This window comes from Paenibacillus wenxiniae, from assembly GCF_039822605.1.
GTDB classification, from domain to species: Bacteria; Bacillota; Bacilli; order Paenibacillales; family Paenibacillaceae; genus Saccharibacillus; species Saccharibacillus wenxiniae.
Window position 1 is genome coordinate 23589 of record NZ_JBCGUH010000009.1, and the last position, 20136, is coordinate 43724.

The window sequence follows — 20136 nt, forward strand, 5'->3', positions numbered from 1 at the left end:
GGACGGATGATGATCGAACAAATTTTGGACATCTGGCTGGTGGTCATTAATGTGATCGCGTATAGTACGATGTCATTGGATAAAAGCCGAGCGGTGCGCGGACGAAGTCGGCAACGTATTCCGGAAAAGAGATTATTCACGCTGGCTGCGATCGGTGGCGCTGTCGGCATCTGGATCGCGATGCTCACCCGTCGTCATAAAACAAAGCATCGCTCCTTTGTCATCGGTGTACCTGCTTTGCTAGTATTGAATGTACTGGTGTATGGGTATATCTTTTACTTTTTGTTGAGAGGGTAGAGTCAGAGGTAGAATCGCAGCATAATAATCAGTACCGCCATTGTTCACAACAAATAACCGGAAGCATGCTCACCCTATGCGTGCTTCCGGTTATTTGTTGTATGCAGTGTATTTTTGTTCTATGTTGCATTTTGTTGTCTGCGTTAAATTTTGCTAGAGCGTATGCGAGTTTGTGTATACGCCCTGTTCACTTGCCGCTAAGAGAGAATTGCCTGTATCTAAGCGACTGCTCCTTGCAGGCAAACTTAGCGACGCATATGTTGGCGATAGTGGCTCGGTGTGGAACCGAAGCGTTCTTTGAATTTTTTATGGAAAAAGGACGGGCTGGAATAGCCGACTTCTTCGGCTATAGCAGGAATAGCCATTTCGGAGTTCGTTAAAAATAAAGCCGCCCTGTTCAAGCGTTCCATTTGCAGTAAATCCATAAAGGAGTGTCCGGTTTCTTTTTTTAGAAAAGCAGATACATAATTCGGATGATAGTCGAACTGTGCTGCCAGTTCAATCAGATTGCAATCACGATAATGCTCCCGCACATAGCGCAGCATGTCCAGCACCATCCGATCACGCGTTTCTGGTTGTTCCTGTCCGGTGCCTGTGCTACTATGTCGCACTAGCTCGGTGAATAAAATAGAGCAATACGAATCGATAAGCTCAGCAGAGCAGAAGTCACGATCAAAATATTCGCACATGATCTGGACGAGTGTAGGTTGAAGCGATCGATCGGGCTTCGCTTTAAAATATAGATAGCCATTCGTCCGACGACGATCGATTAGCGAATGGATTAAAAACGGAGTCGTCATATTCGTACTGGCTAGACGGCTCGATAAACTGGCACATAAATAATCCCGTTTGAGCTTCACATCGATAATAATATCGTCTGTGCTCGTTGCATTGATCCGATGCGGCGTCTGTTTATCGATTAAAATGAGATCTCCTTGCTGCATCACCATTTGCTGATTCAACAAAGACACTGTACATTGTCCGCGATATACATACGTTAATTCGATATATTGATGCATATGAAATGGAATATACACGCCGGGAAGCTGCTGTGAGATTACGATACTGTCCTCGATGGGCACATCGGGCATATGCAGATGGAGATCGAACAGATACACTTGCTGTCCCTGTACGGTGACAGATGAAGGCGGATCTTCTGCCATCCATTGCTGCAATTGCTGTTCGTCAGACCCAGGGGGCTGATTATGTTCAAGCAGTAACGCATCCAGTTGTGCTGGGTTCATGAGTGTGCTCCTTTCAACAGGATTTCTATACACAGGTAAACCGGAATTGAAATTTCCTTAATTGAACGCAATGTTGATATATTGATTATACAACTCGTTCATGAAGAGAAAATGAACGGCAGTTAAATTGTTGAATAGATTGGCATAATTCGCTGCATTTCATCTATTCAAGTTTGTGAGAGAGCTTGTATGATAAGAAGTCCGCTTCTAATTGATGTATTCCAATGATGTATTTTGATTTTACCGGTATCGCGAGCGCCAACAGTAGCTCGTTGCAACGCCCTGCAAAGCCTTTTCGTTTCAGCAGGAAAGTGTTGCGGGTAATTCAATATACAGGCATATATCCGCATCTGTATTTGCTTATCACTCCAATGTGTGAAGTGGTTGGTATATCGCTGTATGCTGTTTATATGTTAACAATGGTATAATAGAAGTGGGCCTGATAATTGCCCGAGTATGTACATAACCGTTTGCAGCACGAATAATCGGGCAGCGGCTATTATTTTGACATCAGCACTACGCTGAGAAAGAGAGGGGAACAAACATGCTATTTTCTAACATTTTGCTTGCTTACGATGGTTCCAAAGCATCCAATAAGGCACTGAATCGTGCGATTGAGCTAGCTCAGGCGAATCCGGAGGCACATATCGACGCGATCCATGTGTTTGATTTTCCACGTTATTTTATGGGCGAAGGCATTGTACCTGTACCAACGACCTCGAATGAAGAGCTGTACGAGATGGCGATGCAAACGGCGAAGGAAGCGAAGCGTCGTCTGGATGAATCCGGGATTACGAACAAATACGATGTAGAAATGATTCAAGGCTCCGCAGCGCAGAGCATTCTTGAATTTGCTGACAGTCACAACTCTGATGTGATCATTATCGGTAGCCGTGGACTGGGCAGCATTCGTGAATTTGTACTGGGTAGTGTGAGCCACAATGTAGTGCAGCATGCTCGTATTCCGGTATTGATTGTAAAATAAAGCCGTTAGTGCAGTTAGTGCATGCGAAGAACAGATGTCCTGCTTGCGTTTGAAAGTTATACACCTTTAGAAGCTACACATCAATCATAGTAAGCAGAATAGCCATATTGTCTTTATCGATGTAAAACGATCGATGTAAAACAATCCATGTAAAACTGTAAAACCAGCCAGCGAGCTTCCTAGGAAGTGCGTTGACTGGTTTTTTTGTATAATCCTACCAAATTACTACAAAAATAAACATGATAACAGCCGATAACATACATACGTTGTGCATCGCGTTTGACGAATGCACAGATTGAATTTGATCCATAAGCATAAATAACTCGTTAAAAAGGTTAATAACAAAGTATACCAAATAGCAAGTAACGTCTTTTATTCGCCAATTGATGCAAATACGCTATACAACACAATACAGTGATGCAAGTGAGAAGGGAGCAATTATAAATGGAAATACGGCTGCAAGTATCGGAACAGATGTTAGGCAAGCTCGACCTGCTCATGGAGCGCATTCCTTATCTCGCTGAAGACATTACAGGTGTGACGTATAGTGAAGAGGATCGTGCGGTTGTTGTTGGGTTGGATACAGAAGTAGACGCTGCGGCGAATGAGTTGCGTGAAGACTATACGGCCCTGTGCGATAGTCTGATGCAGACGCGTGTGATTAGTAAAACGGTCGTGCGCAGCAATCAATCCCCTGCTGATCGGTCTGTGATGCCCTACGCATCGAAAGTAAAAGAAGCAGCGGTGTCTGCTGCTTATTTGGATGAAACGGACATTACGCTGCTGGAGCAATTGGATCGTGCGTTTATCGAGATTGCCCGTCGGCATGGCGCTGTGCTGCGCGAGTATCCGTCTACGTTTACAAAGGCGAATATGGCACGAAACCAGTATCATATTAACTTTCCACAAAATATTGTCGGTGTAGCGACCGTACCGCATCAGTTCAAAACGATCAATCGTTTTCGTGAGCAGGCTGCTACACATACCCATCATCAGTCGCTCGTGCCAACCGGGGAAATTTTGCAGCCGTGTATTTGTTATCATTGTTATGAAGAACAGCAGGGGAGCCGTTCCAGCACTCGCCGGATGATGACAGCGAAAGGCAAATGCTTCCGCAATGAAATCGCCTGGCGCAAAGATGAGTTTCGTCGTACCGAATTTATGATGCGTGAGATCGTATTTGTCGGTGATCAGGAGTGGGTGATGGACAAACGCAATGCGATCATGGACGAAGTATGGGAGCTGTTCACAGGTCTTGGCTTGATCGGTAAAATTGAAACGGCGACAGATCCGTTCTTTTTCAGTCAGGATGTGAAAACAAAGGGCACGTATCAGATGGTAAGTAATGCCAAGTATGAGCTGGCCGCGATGCGTGTGAATGGGCAGGAAAGCTCAATTGCCTCATTTAACTATTGTGAAGATGTGCTATGCGGCAAATATGATATTCGTGATGAGCACGGAAACGGCATGTATTCCGGTTGTGTCGCGTTTGGTATGGATCGCTGGAAAGAAGCCTTTTTGGAGCGGTATGGCCGTGATCAAAGCGAGTGGCCGACGATTGCGAAGGCGATGCCGAAGCAAGAGCAGGCCGTTGCCGTACCTGCTACGCAGGCTATGCAAACGAGATGTAATGAAGATGCAGAGGAAGCGATTTTGCATGTGCTGCATGATATTTTCCAGACTGAAGTGAACTTGAAGCCGGAGGAAGACCTGAATGAGGCAGGATTGGACTCGATTACGACGATCGATCTGATCGTTGGCCTGGAGGCACGGCTGGGCATCCATATTCAAGATCAGGATTTGACCGTAGCGAATTTATCGTCGATTCGTTCGATTACCGATATGCTGAATAGCAAATATTGCGTAGTCGTCTGATTGAGTGTTAAAGCATGTTTTGCATTGCATGTTTTGCCGTTTGCATTATAAATCAAGTATGATTTCTTGCTGGCGTGGATGTAGTGGCACGATGTCTACTCCCTATCCATAGAGATTACATTTGTAAGAGCAGAACAATGTCCATACCGTATACATCTGTACCAACAGGACGTACCGCACGATCGCTGAGTTCTTTGTCATAAAAAGGAACGTAAGCGATAGCGGTGCGTCTTTTTTTGTTGTTTTACAGTTTCCTACTCGCTATGAGGCGTTATTCATCATCAAAATACGAACAATGGAAATTGTGAACTTTTTAACGTTCGTCTTTTAAGTTGACATATCATGTAGCTGATTGGTACACTGTGTAATGAAGCTTATTAATAACGTGAATTGTGATTTGACTCGTATAACGCTGGGAATAAGGCCCGGAAGTATCTACCCGAAAACCGTAAATTTTCGGACTACGAGAGCAGGGAATGAACAGGCAGTAGCCGCAAGGCTGTCTGCATGCTGTGGCTGCATCCGGTACTATGCTCCAAACCAATGGAGCACCGGCGTGTCAGGCACCCGCATTTCATCCGTTCGGTGCTCAGTAGTCCGGAAATCCTAGAAAACAACAACTGTTTTCGCATGGGTTTGCGGATTTTTTTCTGGCTGGAAATCGAAGTGGCATAGAGCCATCCTTCATTTTCAGTCGCTAACATTGCGCGAACAAGCGAATGCTATGCTTGATAGATAAAGCAGCTAGATGTTCACCATTTATCCTTTCACAGAAAGTAGGTAATGTCATGTCAGTACAGATCGCTGTCGTGATGGGCAGCAAGTCAGATTGGGAAACGATGCAGCATGCCTGTCAGGTGCTGGACGAGCTGGATATCCCTTATGAAAAGCAAGTTGTCTCCGCCCACCGTACACCGGATTTGATGTTCCGGTTTGCTGAAGAAGCACAGGATCGTGGCATTAAGGTCATTATTGCTGGTGCCGGAGGCGCTGCACATTTGCCAGGTATGATTGCTTCCAAAACGCTGCTTCCGGTCATCGGGGTGCCGGTCAAATCAGCTGCACTGAACGGACTGGATTCCTTGCTGTCGATCGTGCAAATGCCGGGCGGTATTCCGGTGGCTACTGTAGCGATCGGTAAAGCAGGTGCGATCAATGCGGGACTACTAGCAGGTCAGATGATCGGTGCGTTTGACCGTTCCATTCTGGAACGTCTGAATGAGCGCCGTGAACGCATCAAGCAGGAAGTGCTGGAGTCGAGTGAGACGCTGGGAGCAGACGAATGATGAACGAATCTGTACAGGGACGCGAGAGGCGTATCATTGAGCCAGGGGCAACGATTGGCATACTGGGCGGTGGACAGCTAGGACGGATGATGGTGCTGCAAGGTGCCCCACTTGGCTATCGTTTTGTCACACTGGACCCGGCAGACCAAGCACCATGCGGACAGGTGAGCAGTCAGATTGTGGCGCATTATGATGATGTGGAAGCGGCGAAGCAGCTGGCTGAGCAAGCGGATGTGATCACGTATGAATTTGAAAATGTCGATGCAGGCGTAGCGGCATTGCTGGAAGAACAGTCGTATGTGCCGCAGGGCAGTAAATTACTGTACACGACGCAGCATCGTTTGCGTGAGAAACGTGCGATTGAGGCGGCAGGCGCAACGGTTGCCCCGTATGCTGAGGTGAAGAGTGCGGAGGAAACGTTAGAGGCGGTACGCCGTTTTGGTACACCATGTGTGATGAAGACCGCCACAGGTGGTTATGATGGCAAAGGTCAATTCGTGATTCGTAGCGAAGAGCAAGCGGTTCAGGCATACGAGGAATTAAGTGCAGCAGGCACCGACCTTGTGGTCGAGCAGTTTATCGACTTCGCTTGCGAGCTGTCTGTCGTAGCCGTGCGTAGCAGCAATGGCGAGATCCGGACATTCCCGGTCGCTGAAAATATCCACGTCGATAATATTTTACATCTATCGATTGTGCCGGCGCGTGTGACAGATGAGGTACAGCGTCGTGCCGAGCAGATGGCGGCGGCGATTGCGGAATCGATGGATGCAGTCGGCTTGCTGGCGGTAGAGCTATTTTGCACGAAGGATGGCGAGCTGTATGTGAATGAGCTGGCGCCAAGACCGCATAACTCCGGTCATTATACGATGGAAGCTTGTGCGACTTCGCAGTTTGAACAGCATGTGCGGGCGATTTGCGGATTGCCGCTCGGCAGCACGAAGCTGCATATGCCAGTCGTCATGGTGAACGTTCTCGGTGAGCATGTACCGGAAGTGCAGCAGCGTATGCTGACGGCAGATCATGAAGCAGAGCGATGGAATGTCATACCTAAGTACCATTTATATGGTAAAGAAGAGGCCAAACACAAGCGCAAGATGGGACATATCAATGTGCTGTGTCATAATAGTGAAGACGCTCTGAACTGGATAGAGCAAACTAACATATGGAGGACGAGAACCTATCATGATTGAACGTTATAGCAGACCGGAAATGCGCAACATTTGGAGCGAGGAAAACAAATTCAAAGCATGGCTTGAAGTGGAAATTTGTGCATGTGAAGCATGGGCAGAACTAGGTGTGATTCCGAAGGAAGACGTGGAGAAGCTGCGTGCGAACGCCAGCTTTGATATCGATCGCATCTACGAGATTGAGCAGGAGACACGCCATGACGTGATCGCGTTTACGCGTGCCGTATCGGAAAGTCTGGGCGAAGAGCGCAAATGGGTACACTATGGTCTGACTTCGACAGATGTGGTGGATACCGCACTCGGTTATTTGCTGCGTCAGGCGAATGAAATTTTGGAACGCGATATTATTAATTTTATCGAAATTTTGAAGGAAAAAGCACTGGCTTACAAAAATACGCCGATGATGGGACGTACACATGGCGTACACGCTGAGCCAACGACATTCGGTCTGAAAATGGCGCTGTGGCATGAGGAAATGAAGCGTAATCTGGAACGTTTCCGCCATGCGGCTGACAATGTGCAGTACGGTAAAATTTCCGGTGCGGTCGGTACATATGCCAACATCGATCCGGCGGTAGAACAATTCGTATGCACTAAGCTCGGTACAAAAGCAGCACCGATCTCCACGCAAACATTACAGCGTGATCGTCATGCCGAGTACATGGCAACACTGGCGCTCGTTGCCACATCGCTTGATAAATTTGCAACCGAGGTGCGTGCGCTGCAAAAGAGTGAGTTCCGCGAAGTTGAAGAAGCATTTGCAAAAGGGCAAAAAGGCTCGTCCGCAATGCCGCACAAGCGTAACCCAATCGGTTCGGAAAACATTTCCGGTCTGTCGCGTGTGATCCGTGGTCATATGGTATCTGCCTATGAAAATGTAACGCTGTGGCATGAACGCGACATCTCGCACTCGTCGGTAGAACGTATCATTTTGCCAGATGCAACGATGTTGCTGAACTATATGCTGAACCGTTTTGGCAATATCGTGAAAAACCTGACTGTGTTCCCGGAAAATATGCAGCGTAACATCCAGCGCACGTATGGCGTACCGTTCTCCGGTCGCGTGATGACGAAGCTGATCGATAAAGGCATGAGCCGTGAGCAAGCGTACGATACCGTACAGCCGCGGGCGATGCAGGCGTGGGAAGAACAGCGTTCGTTTAAAGATATCATTGCTGAGACACCGGAGATCACATCGCAGCTGAGCAGCGAAGAGATCGAAGATGCGTTCAATCCGGCATGGCATTTGAAGCATGTGGATACGATTTTCAAAAAGCTCGGTCTGGACTGAGGTTGAATTATCGATAATAACCTGAGGGAGAGGGAACGCAACATGACAGCACAGGCATTAGCTACGGCAGCGGATCTGATCGATGCGCCGCTCATTTATAAAGGCAAGGTACGGGAGTTGTACGATCTGGGCGAGCATTTTCTGATCGTCGTTACCGATCGTATCTCGGCATTCGACTATGTGCTTGATCCACCGGTACCGCATAAAGGCGAAGTGCTTAATCGTCTGAGTGCCTACTGGTTTGGTGAAACGAAGCATCTGATCGATAATCATGTCGTGCATATCGATGTCGATCAGCTCGGTGATATCGTGCGTGATCGTGAAGCGCTGCGTAACCGAATTATGGTGACACGCAAAGCGGAGCGGATCGATATGGAATGTGTCGTGCGCGGCTATATTACCGGTGGCGGCTGGCGTCAGTATGAGCAGACTGGCGAGGTGAATGGGATCGCCCTGCCGCAGGGCTTGCGCAAAAATGGCGCGTTCCCTCAACCGATTTTTACACCGGCAGCAAAAAACGATGTCGGGCATGATGAGGATATTTCATTTGAGCAAATGCAGCAGCAAGTTGGCGAAGAACTCGCTATCCAGTTGCGTGATAAAAGTATCGAACTGTATGAATTCGCACGCAAACAATGTTTGCAGCATGATATCATTTTGGCGGATTGCAAATTCGAATTTGGACTGATCGACGGCAAACTGATTTTGATCGATGAGATTTTCACACCGGATTCTTCGCGTTTCTGGGCCAAATCGAATTATGCGCTGGATATTGAAATTGACAGTATGGATAAGGAGCCAGTCCGCACGTATCTGGCAGGCACCGACTGGGATAAGAACAGTCAGCCCGATCCACTTCCTGCTGATGTTGTGCAAGCGACAGCAGATCGTTATCTGGCCATTTACGAAAAGCTGACCGGTTCCAAACTTTCGTAATGCACAGATTGTAACGATAGTGCAGTTGCATTCATTCCGCATAGGCGGGCGTATATGCCCTATACCTATATGTTCTGTAGCGAAACGGAACGCTGTTAGAAATGAGCCGACTCGTTTAAGCGCGCTAGCCTCTTTTATAAACCAATGGTCTGACTTCTGGTTGTGCCATTTCGCCGTATTAAAGCGGGATTTACCGATGAGCATGAATATCTGGTATATCCCCAATATGAACCGCAAGCTTACTCACCATCCCAAGGAGGAACAATTAACCCATGATCAAAGCGACTGTCCATGTGACCATTAAAGAAAGCGTACTTGACCCGCAAGGAGCGACTGTACAAGGAGCACTGCATTCTCTCGGATTCAACGAAGTAGAGAGCCTGCGCATCGGCAAATTTATGGAGATTGAGCTGGATACCGACAACCGTGAGGAAGCGGAACAGCGCCTAAAAGTAATGTGTGAGAAACTGCTCGCTAATACGGTAGTTGAAGACTATCGATTCGAACTGGAGGGTTAAGTCGATGAAATTTGCAGTACTCGTATTTCCTGGCTCCAACTGTGATATCGACTGCTTCAAAGCAGTAGAAGAAACACTGGGCGAGCCGGTTGATTATGTATGGCACACGGCAACAGACCTGTCGGCTTATGATTGTATTCTTGTACCTGGGGGCTTCTCCTACGGTGACTACTTGCGCTGTGGCGCCATTTCTCGCTTTGCACCGGTAATGAACGAGGTGATCAAAGCAGCAGAGCAAGGCAAATACGTGCTGGGCATTTGTAACGGATTCCAGATTCTGACCGAAGCGCGCCTTTTGCCTGGTGCATTGCTGCGTAACGAATCGATGAAATTCCGTTGTCATGATACGGTATTGACGGTAACGAACAATGAGACGCCATTCACACTGGATTATGCAAAGGATGAAGAGATCGTCATTCCGATCGCACACGGTGAAGGCAATTATTATTGTGATGAAGCAACACTGGAACAGCTCCAAGCGAACAACCAGATCGTGTTCCAATATGGTGATAATCCGAACGGATCGCTGCATGATATCGCCGGTATTTGTAATGAACGTGGTAATGTGGTCGGTATGATGCCGCACCCGGAGCGTGCGGTCAATGAACTGCTCGGCAGCACAGACGGCAAGAAAATGTTCACATCTATTTTGAAAGCCTGGAGGGATCAACATGACGCAGCAAACATCCGTTAAGGAACCGACGGCGGAGCAAGTCGCAGAACAGAAATTGTACCAGCAAATGGGCGTATCGGATACCGAATTCGACCTGATCTGCGGTTTCCTCGGACGTAAACCAAACTACACGGAAATCGGCGTATTCAGCGTAATGTGGTCGGAGCACTGTGCGTACAAAAACTCCAAGCCACTACTGAGACGCTTCCCAACGGATGGCCCGCGCGTATTGATGGGCCCAGGTGAAGGCGCAGGTATCGTTGATATCGGTGATAACCAGGCGGTCGTATTCAAAATTGAAAGTCATAACCATCCATCCGCAGTTGAGCCATATCAAGGTGCAGCTACTGGTGTGGGCGGAATCATTCGTGACATTTTCTCGATGGGCGCACGCCCGATCGCATCGCTGAACTCCTTGCGTTTTGGCAAACTGGAAAGCGAGCGTGTGAAATATTTGTTTGAGCATGTGGTCGCTGGTATTGCTGGCTATGGCAACTGTATCGGCATTCCGACCGTTGGCGGCGAAGTGATGTTCGATGAAAGTTATGAAGGCAATCCACTCGTAAACGCGATGTGTGTCGGTCTGATCGACCATGACAAAATTCAACGTGGTGTAGCAAAAGGGGTAGGTAACCCGGTATTTTATGTAGGCCCTCCAACCGGACGCGATGGTATTCATGGTGCGACATTTGCATCGGAGGAGCTGACAGAGGAATCCGAAGCACGCAAAACGGCAGTACAGGTCGGCGACCCATTTATGGAGAAACTCGTCATGGAATCCTGTCTGGAACTGATCGATAGCGGCATCGTACTCGGGATTCAAGATATGGGCGCAGCCGGTCTGACTTGCTCCAGCTCGGAGATGGCAAGTAAAGCAGGCAACGGTCTGGAGCTGTATTTGGATCAGGTGCCACAGCGTGAATCAGGCATGACGCCATACGAAATGATGCTGTCGGAATCCCAGGAGCGTATGCTGTTCGTCGTAGAACCTAAGGATGAAGCACAGGCGATGGAAATTTTCGAACGCTGGGGTGTCATTTGCGCCAAAGTTGGTAAAGTAACGGACGATGGTCGTCTAAAACTGTTCCATCACGGAGAACTGGTTGGCGATATGCCGGTACACGCGCTCGTTGACGAATGTCCGGTCTATAACAAACCATCCGCTGTGCCTGCATATTATGAGCAAATGGCAGACGTGGACACAACCAGTTATAACGAGGTGACCGATCTGTCCGGCGCGCTCAAATCCGTACTCGCTTCCCCAACGGTAGCGAGCAAAGCATGGGTATATGATCAGTATGATTACATGGTGCGCACAAGCACAGCGGTTCGTCCAGGTTCGGACGCAGCGGTCGTTACTGTGCCGGGCACACGTAAAGCACTGGCAATGACAACCGATTGTAACTCACGCTTCGTCTATCTCGATCCAGAAGTAGGCGGCAAAATTGCCGTCAGCGAAGCGGCACGCAATATCGTTTGCTCCGGTGCTGAACCGCTGGCGATTACGGACAACCTGAACTTTGGTAGCCCGGAAAAACCAGAAATTTTCTGGCAAATGGAAAAATCCGTTGACGGTATGGCAACAGCTTGCCGTGCACTGGAAACGCCGGTCATCGGCGGTAATGTCAGCCTTTACAATGAAAATGCACGCGGTTCGATCTACCCGACACCGGTTGTCGGCATGGTCGGTCTCGTTCACGATACGGATCACATCACTACACAGGTATTCAAACAAGCAGGCGATGTATTATTCCTGCTCGGCGAAACTAAAGCCGAACTGGGCGGCAGCGAATTCCAGTATGTTGTACACGGTAAAACAGAAGGACGTCCGCCAGCACTTGATCTGGTCATCGAAAAGCAATTGCTGGATGGCGTACTGGGCGCAATTCAAAGCGGTCTTGTACAATCCGCACACGATCTGTCGGAAGGCGGTCTGGCTGTCGCACTGGCTGAGTCCTGCATTAGCGGCAAGCTTGGCGCGGATGTAGAACTGCAAGCCAACGATCTGCGTAGCGATCTGCTGCTGTTCAGCGAATCGCAATCTCGTATTCTGTTGTCAGCAACAGCTGACAATGCAGCTGCACTCCTTAGCAAGCTGGAAGCAGCGGGCGTACCGGTAACACAGATCGGACAGGTAACCGCAGCACCAAATCTTACGATTCAAGTGGACGGCAAGCAAGTCCTGGCTGAAGGAGTAGACGCACTTCGCCAGGTCTGGGAGGATGCGATTCCATGTCTGATGAATTAAATGGATTACAACTTTGGACCGGTGACTATTACAATCAGGGAACCGGACCGAATGATATTTTCGATACGTTAAAGGAGGAATGCGGCGTTTTCGGTGTCTACGGACACTCGGGGGCCGCTTCCCTGTCTTATTACGGTCTGCATGCACTCCAGCATCGCGGCGAAGAAAGCTGTGGCATTTGTGTGAGTGATCGCAATCAGTTTAACTACCATCGCGGGATGGGACTGGTAAAGGAAGTATTCGATAAAGAAGTGATGGGCAGACTCACCGGCGATATCTCGGTCGGTCATGTGCGGTATTCAACTAGCGGCAGCAGTCATCTTGGTAATGCACAGCCGCTCGTCTTTCGCTATCGTGCAGGCGAGCTGGCATTGGCGACAAATGGCAATATCGTGAATGCACCGCAAATTCGGCGTGAGCTGGAAGAAGCAGGTTCGATTTTCCAGACGACGAGTGATACGGAAGTGGTCGCGCATCTGATCGCACGTTCATCCAAACCGCTCGTCGAAGCGGTGAAAGATGCTTTTCGCCGTATTGTGGGTGGCTTTGCTTTTCTCGTCATGACGAATGAGAAGCTGATCGTAGCGAGCGATCCGAACGGTTTGCGTCCGCTCACAATGGGACGTCTCGGAGATGCGTATATTTTCACTTCGGAGACATGTGCATTAGAAACGATTGGTGCGGAAGCGATCCGTGATGTCAAACCAGGCGAGCTGCTCGTACTGGATGAGCACGGATTGCATGAAGATTCGTATGTAGATGAGCCGCAACGTAAAGCGCTGTGCTCGATGGAATATATTTATTTTGCCCGCCCGGATAGCGATATGAACGGCTCCAATCTGCATTCGGCACGCAAACGGATGGGTTCGGTCATGGCACGCGAAGCGTTCGTCGATGCCGATCTTGTGACCGGCGTACCGGATTCCAGTATCTCGGCAGCAATCGGCTACGCCGAGCAGACCGGTATCCCTTATGAGCTAGGTATGATCAAAAACAAATACACCGGACGTACATTCATCCAGCCAAGTCAGGAACTGCGTGAACAGGGTGTGAAAATGAAGTTAAGTGCGGTACGCCGCGTCGTAGAAGGCAAGCGCGTCGTGATGATCGATGATTCGATCGTGCGCGGTACAACGTCACGCCGTATCGTCAATATGCTACGCGATGCAGGGGCAACCGAAGTACATGTACGCATCACATCGCCACCTTTTAAAAATCCATGCTTCTACGGCATCGATACCCCCGATCGACGCGATCTGATCGCTTCATCCAAGACGATTGAAGAAATTCGCGAGGAGATCAACGCTGATTCACTGGCATTTCTGAGCCATACCGGACTGGTGGAAGCGGTCGCTGGCGATAATAAGGACGATTACAAAGGCGGCATGTGCATGGCGTGCTTCGACAACGACTACCCGACGCAAGTAGATTTCGGCGGCGAAGAACAATTCGGATGTGGGTGCTGAGAAGTGGTTTTCTGGATGGTGGAAAAAAGGGTGGGGAGTGGTGCTGGGAACGCTCCGGGCGAGGAATAGGCCGCCGATCGCTTGTTGAACTCGGGTGCCTTGGATTGGATAACCTCTTGTAGAGGTAGGCACCCGAGTTCAAAGGCGATCTCTGACCTATTTCCTCGCCCTCCGCTCCGCACACTCTCCATCCATTTTCCAAGTCAGAGAAACCATTCTCTAGGTTGGATTGGCAGGGGGAAAGATTAAAGCTTTAAACCAACCTTAAATCTTAGAGCTTTAAAGAGTACAGATTTACGTTCTTTAAAGAATAGTGGTGTAAAGCTTAGAACAGTGACATCGTACAGGTACGATGTGATTGGAATAGGGGCAAGTGCAAGAAAGCGTAGAGAAAAAGAAAAAGAAAAAGTTAAAGTCAAAGTTGAAGTCAAAAGCAAGTAGGACTTGCAGAGATTCCAGACAATTAACGAACGATCGAACTCAAATAATGAAACTAAAAATTAATGACTGAATAGAACAATATGACGTAACACAACGTGTGTGGAACAATATATAAACAACACAAAAAACAACAAGAAAAAACAACAAAGAAAACAAAGCATCTAAAACCCAATACAACAATCAATACAAAACACCAAACCCAATCTATACATTCTCCATACAATCCAATATAAGTTGCCATAATAAATAACTCAACAATGTAGCATGATGTAGCAGTTACAGTCTTTATCCGGCTACTCCCCCTAATGAGGCGGAAATGGTTTTGGAGCGCAGGAGCTTACTGCACCTAGCGGAGGGGATGGAATCGATCGGGCGCAGCATTTGTAGCTGGCTTTTGACCGCTAAGCGGTCGTTCCAAAAAGCCAGCTACAACGGCGAAGCCCGACCGATCCATCCCCGTAGCGCCCGTCGCAGTTAAAGCTCCTCCCGCCCACATCCATCCCCCGCCACACATTTTACATTTGAAAGGTGCGATGGCAGTGTCAGAAGCGTATAAAAAGGCCGGTGTCGATATCGCGGCAGGTAATGAAGCAGTCGAGCGGATGAAAAAGCATGTGAAAACCACGTTTCGTCCGGAGGTCATGACGGATCTTGGTGGTTTTGGCGCGTTGTTTGGTCTGAACAAAGATAAATACGAGGAGCCTGTACTCGTATCCGGTACGGACGGTGTCGGCACGAAGCTGAAACTGGCTTTTGCCATGGATAAGCACGATACGATCGGGATTGATGCGGTAGCGATGTGTGTGAACGATATCGTCGTACAGGGTGCAGAACCGTTATTTTTCCTCGACTATCTCGCTTGTGATCGTGTTATCCCTGAGAAAATCGAAGCGATCGTATCCGGTATTGCGGATGGCTGTCGTCAGGCAGGCTGTGCGCTGATCGGTGGCGAGACGGCGGAAATGCCGGGCATGTATTCGGAAGGCGAGTATGATATTGCTGGCTTTACTGTGGGGATCGTGGATAAGCCAAAAGTGATCACAGGGAGCGAGATTGCTGCTGGTGATGCGGTGATCGGTCTCGCTTCAAGCGGCGTGCACAGTAACGGATTTTCCCTTGTGCGTAAGCTGCTGCTGGAAGATGGCGGCTATGAACTGACAGCTCAGGTCGCTGAACTGGACAATGCGGTACTGGGCGATGTACTGCTCGAACCAACACGCATTTATGTAAAATCATCGCTGGCGTTGCAACAAGCGGTACAGGTCAAAGGCATGGCGCATATTACAGGCGGTGGCTTTATTGAAAATATTCCGCGTATGTTGCCGGAAAATGTAAATGTACAGATCGAGTATGGCAGCTGGCCGATTTTGCCTATTTTCCAACTGATGCAGGCGAAAGGTGCAATCAGCAATCGCGATATGTTTACAACATTTAACATGGGTATCGGGATGGTGATCGTTGTACCGGCGGAGCAAGCAGAGCAGGCATTGGCAGTATTAGAGCAGCATGGCGAGCAGGCATTCCAGATTGGTACTGTAACCGAAGGCGAGCGCATCGTTACGTTTACCGGAGCGGACGTGTAATGAAGCCTGTAGCGATTGCCGTATTTGCATCCGGACAGGGCAGCAACTTTCAGGCGATGGTCGATGCGCAGCGTAGCGGTCTGCTCGGTCTGGCTGAAGTGAAACTGCTTGTTTGCGATAAGCCGAACGCGCCAGTTATTGAACGAGCGCAGCGTGCGGGTGTAGAAACATTCGTGTTTCAGCCGAAACAATATAGCAGCCGTGAGCAATATGAAATGGAAATTGTGAGCGAGCTACAACGTAGACAGATCCAGTATGTAGTGCTGGCAGGTTATATGCGCTTGCTCACTCCGACGATGGTGAATCCGTATATGGGACGGATGATTAACATTCATCCGTCACTGTTGCCTGCTTTTCCAGGTAAAGATGCGATTGAACAGGCGCTGGATTATGGTGTGAAGCTGACCGGAGTCACGGTTCATTTTGTCGATAATGGCATGGATACAGGGGCGATTATCGCTCAGCAGCCTGCGGCTATTCATCCGAACGATACGGCTGACACGCTGGCTGAACGTATTCATCATATCGAGCAGACGCTGTATCCGCGTGTCGTTTCTCAGCTTGCCGCTGGCAAGATTCGGCTGGCGGACGATGGACGGCATGTGATGGTGGAGCAGTAACAGGGACGTTGTATCCTAGTTACGTTTATAAAAGTAGGGTCTCATTTAAACTGTTGATAGATGCAGTTCATGATCGCCTGATGTGTGGACAAGTTTAGATATATGAAATCTCTATGTTTGATGGAGAAAAGGAAGTACTTTGATCAAATTAAATTGTAGATTTGATCGTGTACTGGCGTATGTATAACTCAGGAATTAAAGTTACACTCGGTCCATATAGTCGAAGATCGAGTAGCGTGCCGATGTTGCTATGGGTATCGATGTTATTCGTTGATGCCATGCTGTTTTGCCGATAACGTTATATGGATCTATTCAGGCTGTACCCATTTGAAGGAGGAATCCCTAATTATGAGTATCAAACGAGCGCTGGTCAGCGTATCCGATAAAACAGGTGTCGTTGATTTCTGTCGCGAGCTGTCCGAACTGGGCGTAGAGATCATTTCAACCGGAGGAACGAAAAATCTACTCGCAGATGCAGGCGTACCGGTTATCGGTATTTCCGAAGTGACGGACTTTCCAGAAATTTTGGACGGACGTGTCAAAACATTGCATCCTGCTGTACATAGCGGTCTGCTGGCGATTCGTGATAGCGAGGAGCACCAGAAGCAGATGCAAGAGCTTGGACTTGGCTATATCGACCTTGTCGTTGTGAATCTGTACCCATTCCAGCAAACGGTAGCGAAACCGGATGTCGTGTATGAAGATGCGATTGAAAATATCGATATCGGCGGTCCGACGATGTTGCGCAGTGCGGCGAAAAACCATGCGTTTGTAACGGTCGTTGTGGATGCAGCCGATTATGCGAATGTGCTGGAAGAAGTGCGCGCAGAGGGCGATACGACACTAGCGACACGTAAAGGACTGGCTGCTAAAGTATTCCGTCATACGGCAGCTTACGATTCGCTCATTTCCGATTATCTGGCAGGCGTACTGGAAACACCATATCCAGAGCGTTACACGGTAACGTATGAGAAAATTCAAGACCTGCGTTATGGCGAGAATCCGCATCAAACCGCTGCTTTTTACCGCAAGCCACTTGCGCCAGAAGGCACGCTAACGACAGCGGAACAGCTACATGGCAAAGAGCTATCCTATAACAACATTAACGATGCGAACGCAGCGCTCCAAATCGTGAAGGAATTTACCGAGCCTGCGGTTGTCGCGGTGAAGCATATGAACCCTTGCGGTGTTGGCGTCGGTACAACGATTGCAGAAGCATACAACAAAGCGTATACGGCTGATCCTACTTCGATCTTTGGTGGCATTGTAGCTGCTAACCGTGTGATCGATGCGGAAACCGCACAGCCACTGAGTGAGATTTTCCTGGAGATCGTGCTGGCACCGGACTTCACACCGGAAGCATTGGACATTTTGACGAAAAAGAAAAATATCCGCCTGCTGAAAATGGGTGAATTGGCTCCTGCTGGCGAGCGCAAAGCACAGCCGATCGTGACGATGGTGGAAGGTGGCATGGTCGTACAGGATAGCGATGTACATGCGATTACCGAAGCCGATCTGAACATCGTGACCGATCGCGCACCGTCTGCGGAAGAAATGAAGCAACTGCTGTTCGGCTGGAAAGTTGTAAAACATGTTAAATCGAACGCGATTGTGCTTGCCGCAGACGATATGACCGTTGGCGTAGGCGCTGGACAAATGAACCGTGTCGGTGCAGCCAAAATTGCGATCGAGCAAGCAGCGGATAAAGCAAAAGGTGCGATTCTTGCATCCGATGCCTTTTTCCCGATGGGCGATACGGTAGAAGCGGCTGCCAAAGCAGGCATTACCGCAATTATCCAACCTGGTGGATCGGTTAAAGATGAAGAATCGATCAAGGCAGCGAACGAGCATGGCATCGCGATGGTATTCACTGGAGTGCGTCACTTCAAGCATTAAGATCGGTCACGTATGAGGCGGTCATCCATACCATGAATGAGCCTCTACATGCACCATATATATAACCTTCAACCTGCATAGATGCTGTATCGGAGACAGCACTTCTGTGCAGGTTGTATTCCATTTGAATGAACGGAGAGTGACCTATGGATATTCTCGTTATCGGCAGTGGTGGGCGTGAGCATGCCATCATCTGGGCGCTGGCAAAAAGTCCAAATGCGCATCGCATCTACTGTGCACCTGGCAATGCAGGCATCGGACAGATTGCGGAGTGTGTACCGATTGCCGTCAATGAATTTGAAAAACTAGCTGATTTTGCAGCTGAGCGTCAGGTGGGTCTGGTGATGGTTGGCCCGGATGATCCGCTGGCGGAAGGAATTGTGGATGTGTTTGAAGCGCGTCAGATCCCGGTCTACGGTCCGCGCCAAAATGCAGCTATTATTGAAGGCAGTAAAACATTTATGAAAGACCTGCTGCACAAATATAATATTCCAACTGCCGCTTATGCCAAGTTCGATATGTATGAAGCTGCACTGGCTTATTTGCAACAACAGCCGATTCCGGTCGTCATTAAGGCAGACGGATTAGCTGCCGGTAAAGGCGTAACAGTCGCTCGTAGCATGGATGAAGCGATCGATGCACTGCAAGCGATTATGCAGGATAAAGTATTTGGCGAAGCAGGCAGCCGCGTCATTATTGAGGAGTTTATGGAAGGACAGGAGATGTCGATTCTAGCTTTTGTCGACGGTGAAACGGTACGTGCAATGCCAGCTGCCCAGGATCATAAGCCGGTCTACGATAATGACGAAGGACCAAATACAGGCGGTATGGGCACATACTCTCCGCTTCCACATATCGATGAAGCGATTATCGATGAGGCGTTGGAGACGATCGTTATTCCAACCGCGAAAGCGATGGTTGCCGAAGGCCGTCCTTTCCGCGGCGTACTGTTTGCTGGTCTGATGATCACACCGGATGGCAAGCCGAAAACAGTTGAGTTTAACGCACGCTTTGGTGATCCGGAAACACAGGTTGTATTACCGAGGCTGAAAACCGATCTGCTCGATATTTTCCTCGCCAGTGTGAACGGCACGCTTGCCGAGCTGGAGATCGAATGGTCAGATGAAGCTGCTGTATGCGTAATTTTGGCTTCCGGTGGTTATCCAGCTTCCTATCCGAAAGGACTGCCGATTCACGGTCTGGATGCTGTCGATAGCTCGAAAGCGCTTGTGTTTCACGCCGGTACAGGCACCAGTGCTACAGGCGAATTGGTGACCAATGGTGGTCGTGTGCTCGGTGTTGTCGGTCTGGGTGCAGATATCGCTTCTGCCCGTGTAGCCGCGTATGAACAAGCGGAAAAGATTACGTTTGAAGGCAAGCATCAGCGTAGTGATATTGCTGCGAAAGCGCTAGTTAGCCAGTAAGACGAAGGGCTAGTCTCGTTTTTCGAATCGTTTGCAATGGAATAGCCCAAGCCAATATGTATCATCTATGTTCCTCCATACACGGATTCATCTTGTATCTGACTCAAGTAGTGTTCAACTGCTCGGGTCAGATACAAGATGAGATCAAACGTATGGAGGATTTTTG

General features: G+C 48.8%; 17 protein-coding genes and 1 riboswitch. Of the genes, 15 read left to right on the forward strand and 2 right to left on the reverse strand.

From position 1 onward, the window contains the following. Positions 1–9 precede the first annotated feature (9 nt). Positions 10–297, forward strand: a complete 288-nt coding sequence (locus AAHF22_RS16285) for a DUF1294 domain-containing protein (RefSeq protein ID WP_347326082.1) — start codon at positions 10–12, stop codon at positions 295–297. Between the two features lie 245 nt (positions 298–542). On the opposite strand, the gene AAHF22_RS16290 is transcribed toward AAHF22_RS16285, so the two are convergent. After that, the gene (locus tag AAHF22_RS16290; protein WP_347326083.1) at positions 543–1541 is read right to left on the reverse strand and encodes an AraC family transcriptional regulator; all 999 of its coding nucleotides are present in this window, start codon (positions 1539–1541) and stop codon (positions 543–545) included. A gap of 544 nt (positions 1542–2085) precedes the next feature. On the opposite strand from AAHF22_RS16290, the gene AAHF22_RS16295 reads away from it, so the two are divergent. The 10 genes from AAHF22_RS16295 (at position 2086) to purF (ending at position 14006) form a co-directional block, all read left to right on the forward strand. Further along, complete coding sequence (locus tag AAHF22_RS16295; protein WP_188778537.1) at positions 2086–2526, forward strand: universal stress protein; 441 nt, start codon at positions 2086–2088, stop codon at positions 2524–2526. A 444-nt stretch (positions 2527–2970) separates the two neighbouring features. Further along, positions 2971–4401: a phosphopantetheine-binding protein gene (locus AAHF22_RS16300; RefSeq protein WP_347326084.1), complete on the forward strand. Its 1431-nt coding sequence runs from the start codon at positions 2971–2973 to the stop codon at positions 4399–4401. A 382-nt stretch (positions 4402–4783) separates the two neighbouring features. Continuing rightward, a riboswitch (purine riboswitch) is annotated at positions 4784–4885 on the forward strand. 304 nt (positions 4886–5189) lie between these two features. Next, positions 5190–5687 carry a 5-(carboxyamino)imidazole ribonucleotide mutase gene (purE, locus tag AAHF22_RS16305; RefSeq protein WP_347326085.1) on the forward strand — a complete coding sequence of 166 codons (498 nt, stop codon included), beginning with the start codon at positions 5190–5192 and terminating at the stop codon, positions 5685–5687. Further along, positions 5687–6877, forward strand: a complete 1191-nt coding sequence (purK, locus tag AAHF22_RS16310; RefSeq protein ID WP_347326206.1) for a 5-(carboxyamino)imidazole ribonucleotide synthase — start codon at positions 5687–5689, stop codon at positions 6875–6877. The genes purE and purK overlap by 1 nt, the downstream gene beginning before the upstream one ends. After that, a complete protein-coding gene (gene purB / locus AAHF22_RS16315; protein ID WP_347326086.1) occupies positions 6870–8165 on the forward strand; it encodes an adenylosuccinate lyase in 1296 nt (431 codons plus the stop codon). Before purK ends, purB begins: the two co-directional genes overlap by 8 nt. A 42-nt stretch (positions 8166–8207) precedes the next feature. Beyond that, positions 8208–9101 carry a phosphoribosylaminoimidazolesuccinocarboxamide synthase gene (locus AAHF22_RS16320; RefSeq protein ID WP_347326087.1) on the forward strand — a complete coding sequence of 298 codons (894 nt, stop codon included), beginning with the start codon at positions 8208–8210 and terminating at the stop codon, positions 9099–9101. A gap of 272 nt (positions 9102–9373) precedes the next feature. Then, positions 9374–9619, forward strand: a complete 246-nt coding sequence (gene purS / locus AAHF22_RS16325; protein ID WP_188778527.1) for a phosphoribosylformylglycinamidine synthase subunit PurS — start codon at positions 9374–9376, stop codon at positions 9617–9619. 4 nt (positions 9620–9623) lie between these two features. After that, the gene (gene purQ, locus AAHF22_RS16330; RefSeq protein ID WP_347326088.1) at positions 9624–10313 is read left to right on the forward strand and encodes a phosphoribosylformylglycinamidine synthase subunit PurQ; all 690 of its coding nucleotides are present in this window, start codon (positions 9624–9626) and stop codon (positions 10311–10313) included. Further along, entirely contained in the window at positions 10291–12540 is a 2250-nt protein-coding gene (gene purL / locus AAHF22_RS16335; RefSeq protein ID WP_347326089.1) for a phosphoribosylformylglycinamidine synthase subunit PurL, read from the forward strand. Before purQ ends, purL begins: the two co-directional genes overlap by 23 nt. After that, the gene (gene purF, locus AAHF22_RS16340) at positions 12525–14006 is read left to right on the forward strand and encodes an amidophosphoribosyltransferase (protein WP_347326090.1); all 1482 of its coding nucleotides are present in this window, start codon (positions 12525–12527) and stop codon (positions 14004–14006) included. Before purL ends, purF begins: the two co-directional genes overlap by 16 nt. 787 nt (positions 14007–14793) lie before the next feature. On the opposite strand, the gene AAHF22_RS16345 is transcribed toward purF, so the two are convergent. Then, positions 14794–14943: a hypothetical protein gene (locus tag AAHF22_RS16345; RefSeq protein ID WP_347326091.1), complete on the reverse strand. Its 150-nt coding sequence runs from the start codon at positions 14941–14943 to the stop codon at positions 14794–14796. A gap of 43 nt (positions 14944–14986) precedes the next feature. On the opposite strand from AAHF22_RS16345, the gene purM reads away from it, so the two are divergent. The 4 genes from purM (at position 14987) to purD (ending at position 19970) form a co-directional block, all read left to right on the forward strand. Then, the gene (gene purM / locus AAHF22_RS16350) at positions 14987–16030 is read left to right on the forward strand and encodes a phosphoribosylformylglycinamidine cyclo-ligase (RefSeq protein WP_347326092.1); all 1044 of its coding nucleotides are present in this window, start codon (positions 14987–14989) and stop codon (positions 16028–16030) included. Next, complete coding sequence (gene purN, locus AAHF22_RS16355; RefSeq protein ID WP_347326093.1) at positions 16030–16650, forward strand: phosphoribosylglycinamide formyltransferase; 621 nt, start codon at positions 16030–16032, stop codon at positions 16648–16650. The genes purM and purN overlap by 1 nt, the downstream gene beginning before the upstream one ends. Positions 16651–16998: 348 nt before the next feature. Continuing rightward, positions 16999–18546, forward strand: coding sequence for a bifunctional phosphoribosylaminoimidazolecarboxamide formyltransferase/IMP cyclohydrolase (gene purH / locus AAHF22_RS16360; RefSeq protein WP_347326094.1), 1548 nt, complete (start codon positions 16999–17001; stop codon positions 18544–18546). A gap of 146 nt (positions 18547–18692) precedes the next feature. Next, a complete protein-coding gene (gene purD, locus AAHF22_RS16365; protein ID WP_347326095.1) occupies positions 18693–19970 on the forward strand; it encodes a phosphoribosylamine--glycine ligase in 1278 nt (425 codons plus the stop codon). Positions 19971–20136: the final 166 nt, after the last annotated feature.

Coding starts and splice junctions, on each gene's coding strand:
- AAHF22_RS16320 (WP_347326087.1), top strand. CDS start 8,208: ATGACAGCACAGGCATTAGCTACGGCAGCGGATCTGATCGATGCGCCG.
- purF (WP_347326090.1), top strand. CDS start 12,525: ATGTCTGATGAATTAAATGGATTACAACTTTGGACCGGTGACTATTAC.
- purN (WP_347326093.1), top strand. CDS start 16,030: ATGAAGCCTGTAGCGATTGCCGTATTTGCATCCGGACAGGGCAGCAAC.
- AAHF22_RS16345 (WP_347326091.1), bottom strand. CDS start 14,943: ATGTGGGCGGGAGGAGCTTTAACTGCGACGGGCGCTACGGGGATGGAT.
- purD (WP_347326095.1), top strand. CDS start 18,693: ATGGATATTCTCGTTATCGGCAGTGGTGGGCGTGAGCATGCCATCATC.
- AAHF22_RS16300 (WP_347326084.1), top strand. CDS start 2,971: ATGGAAATACGGCTGCAAGTATCGGAACAGATGTTAGGCAAGCTCGAC.
- purE (WP_347326085.1), top strand. CDS start 5,190: ATGTCAGTACAGATCGCTGTCGTGATGGGCAGCAAGTCAGATTGGGAA.
- purQ (WP_347326088.1), top strand. CDS start 9,624: ATGAAATTTGCAGTACTCGTATTTCCTGGCTCCAACTGTGATATCGAC.
- AAHF22_RS16285 (WP_347326082.1), top strand. CDS start 10: ATGATCGAACAAATTTTGGACATCTGGCTGGTGGTCATTAATGTGATC.
- purK (WP_347326206.1), top strand. CDS start 5,687: ATGAACGAATCTGTACAGGGACGCGAGAGGCGTATCATTGAGCCAGGG.
- purS (WP_188778527.1), top strand. CDS start 9,374: ATGATCAAAGCGACTGTCCATGTGACCATTAAAGAAAGCGTACTTGAC.
- purL (WP_347326089.1), top strand. CDS start 10,291: ATGACGCAGCAAACATCCGTTAAGGAACCGACGGCGGAGCAAGTCGCA.
- purH (WP_347326094.1), top strand. CDS start 16,999: ATGAGTATCAAACGAGCGCTGGTCAGCGTATCCGATAAAACAGGTGTC.
- AAHF22_RS16295 (WP_188778537.1), top strand. CDS start 2,086: ATGCTATTTTCTAACATTTTGCTTGCTTACGATGGTTCCAAAGCATCC.
- purB (WP_347326086.1), top strand. CDS start 6,870: ATGATTGAACGTTATAGCAGACCGGAAATGCGCAACATTTGGAGCGAG.
- AAHF22_RS16290 (WP_347326083.1), bottom strand. CDS start 1,541: ATGAACCCAGCACAACTGGATGCGTTACTGCTTGAACATAATCAGCCC.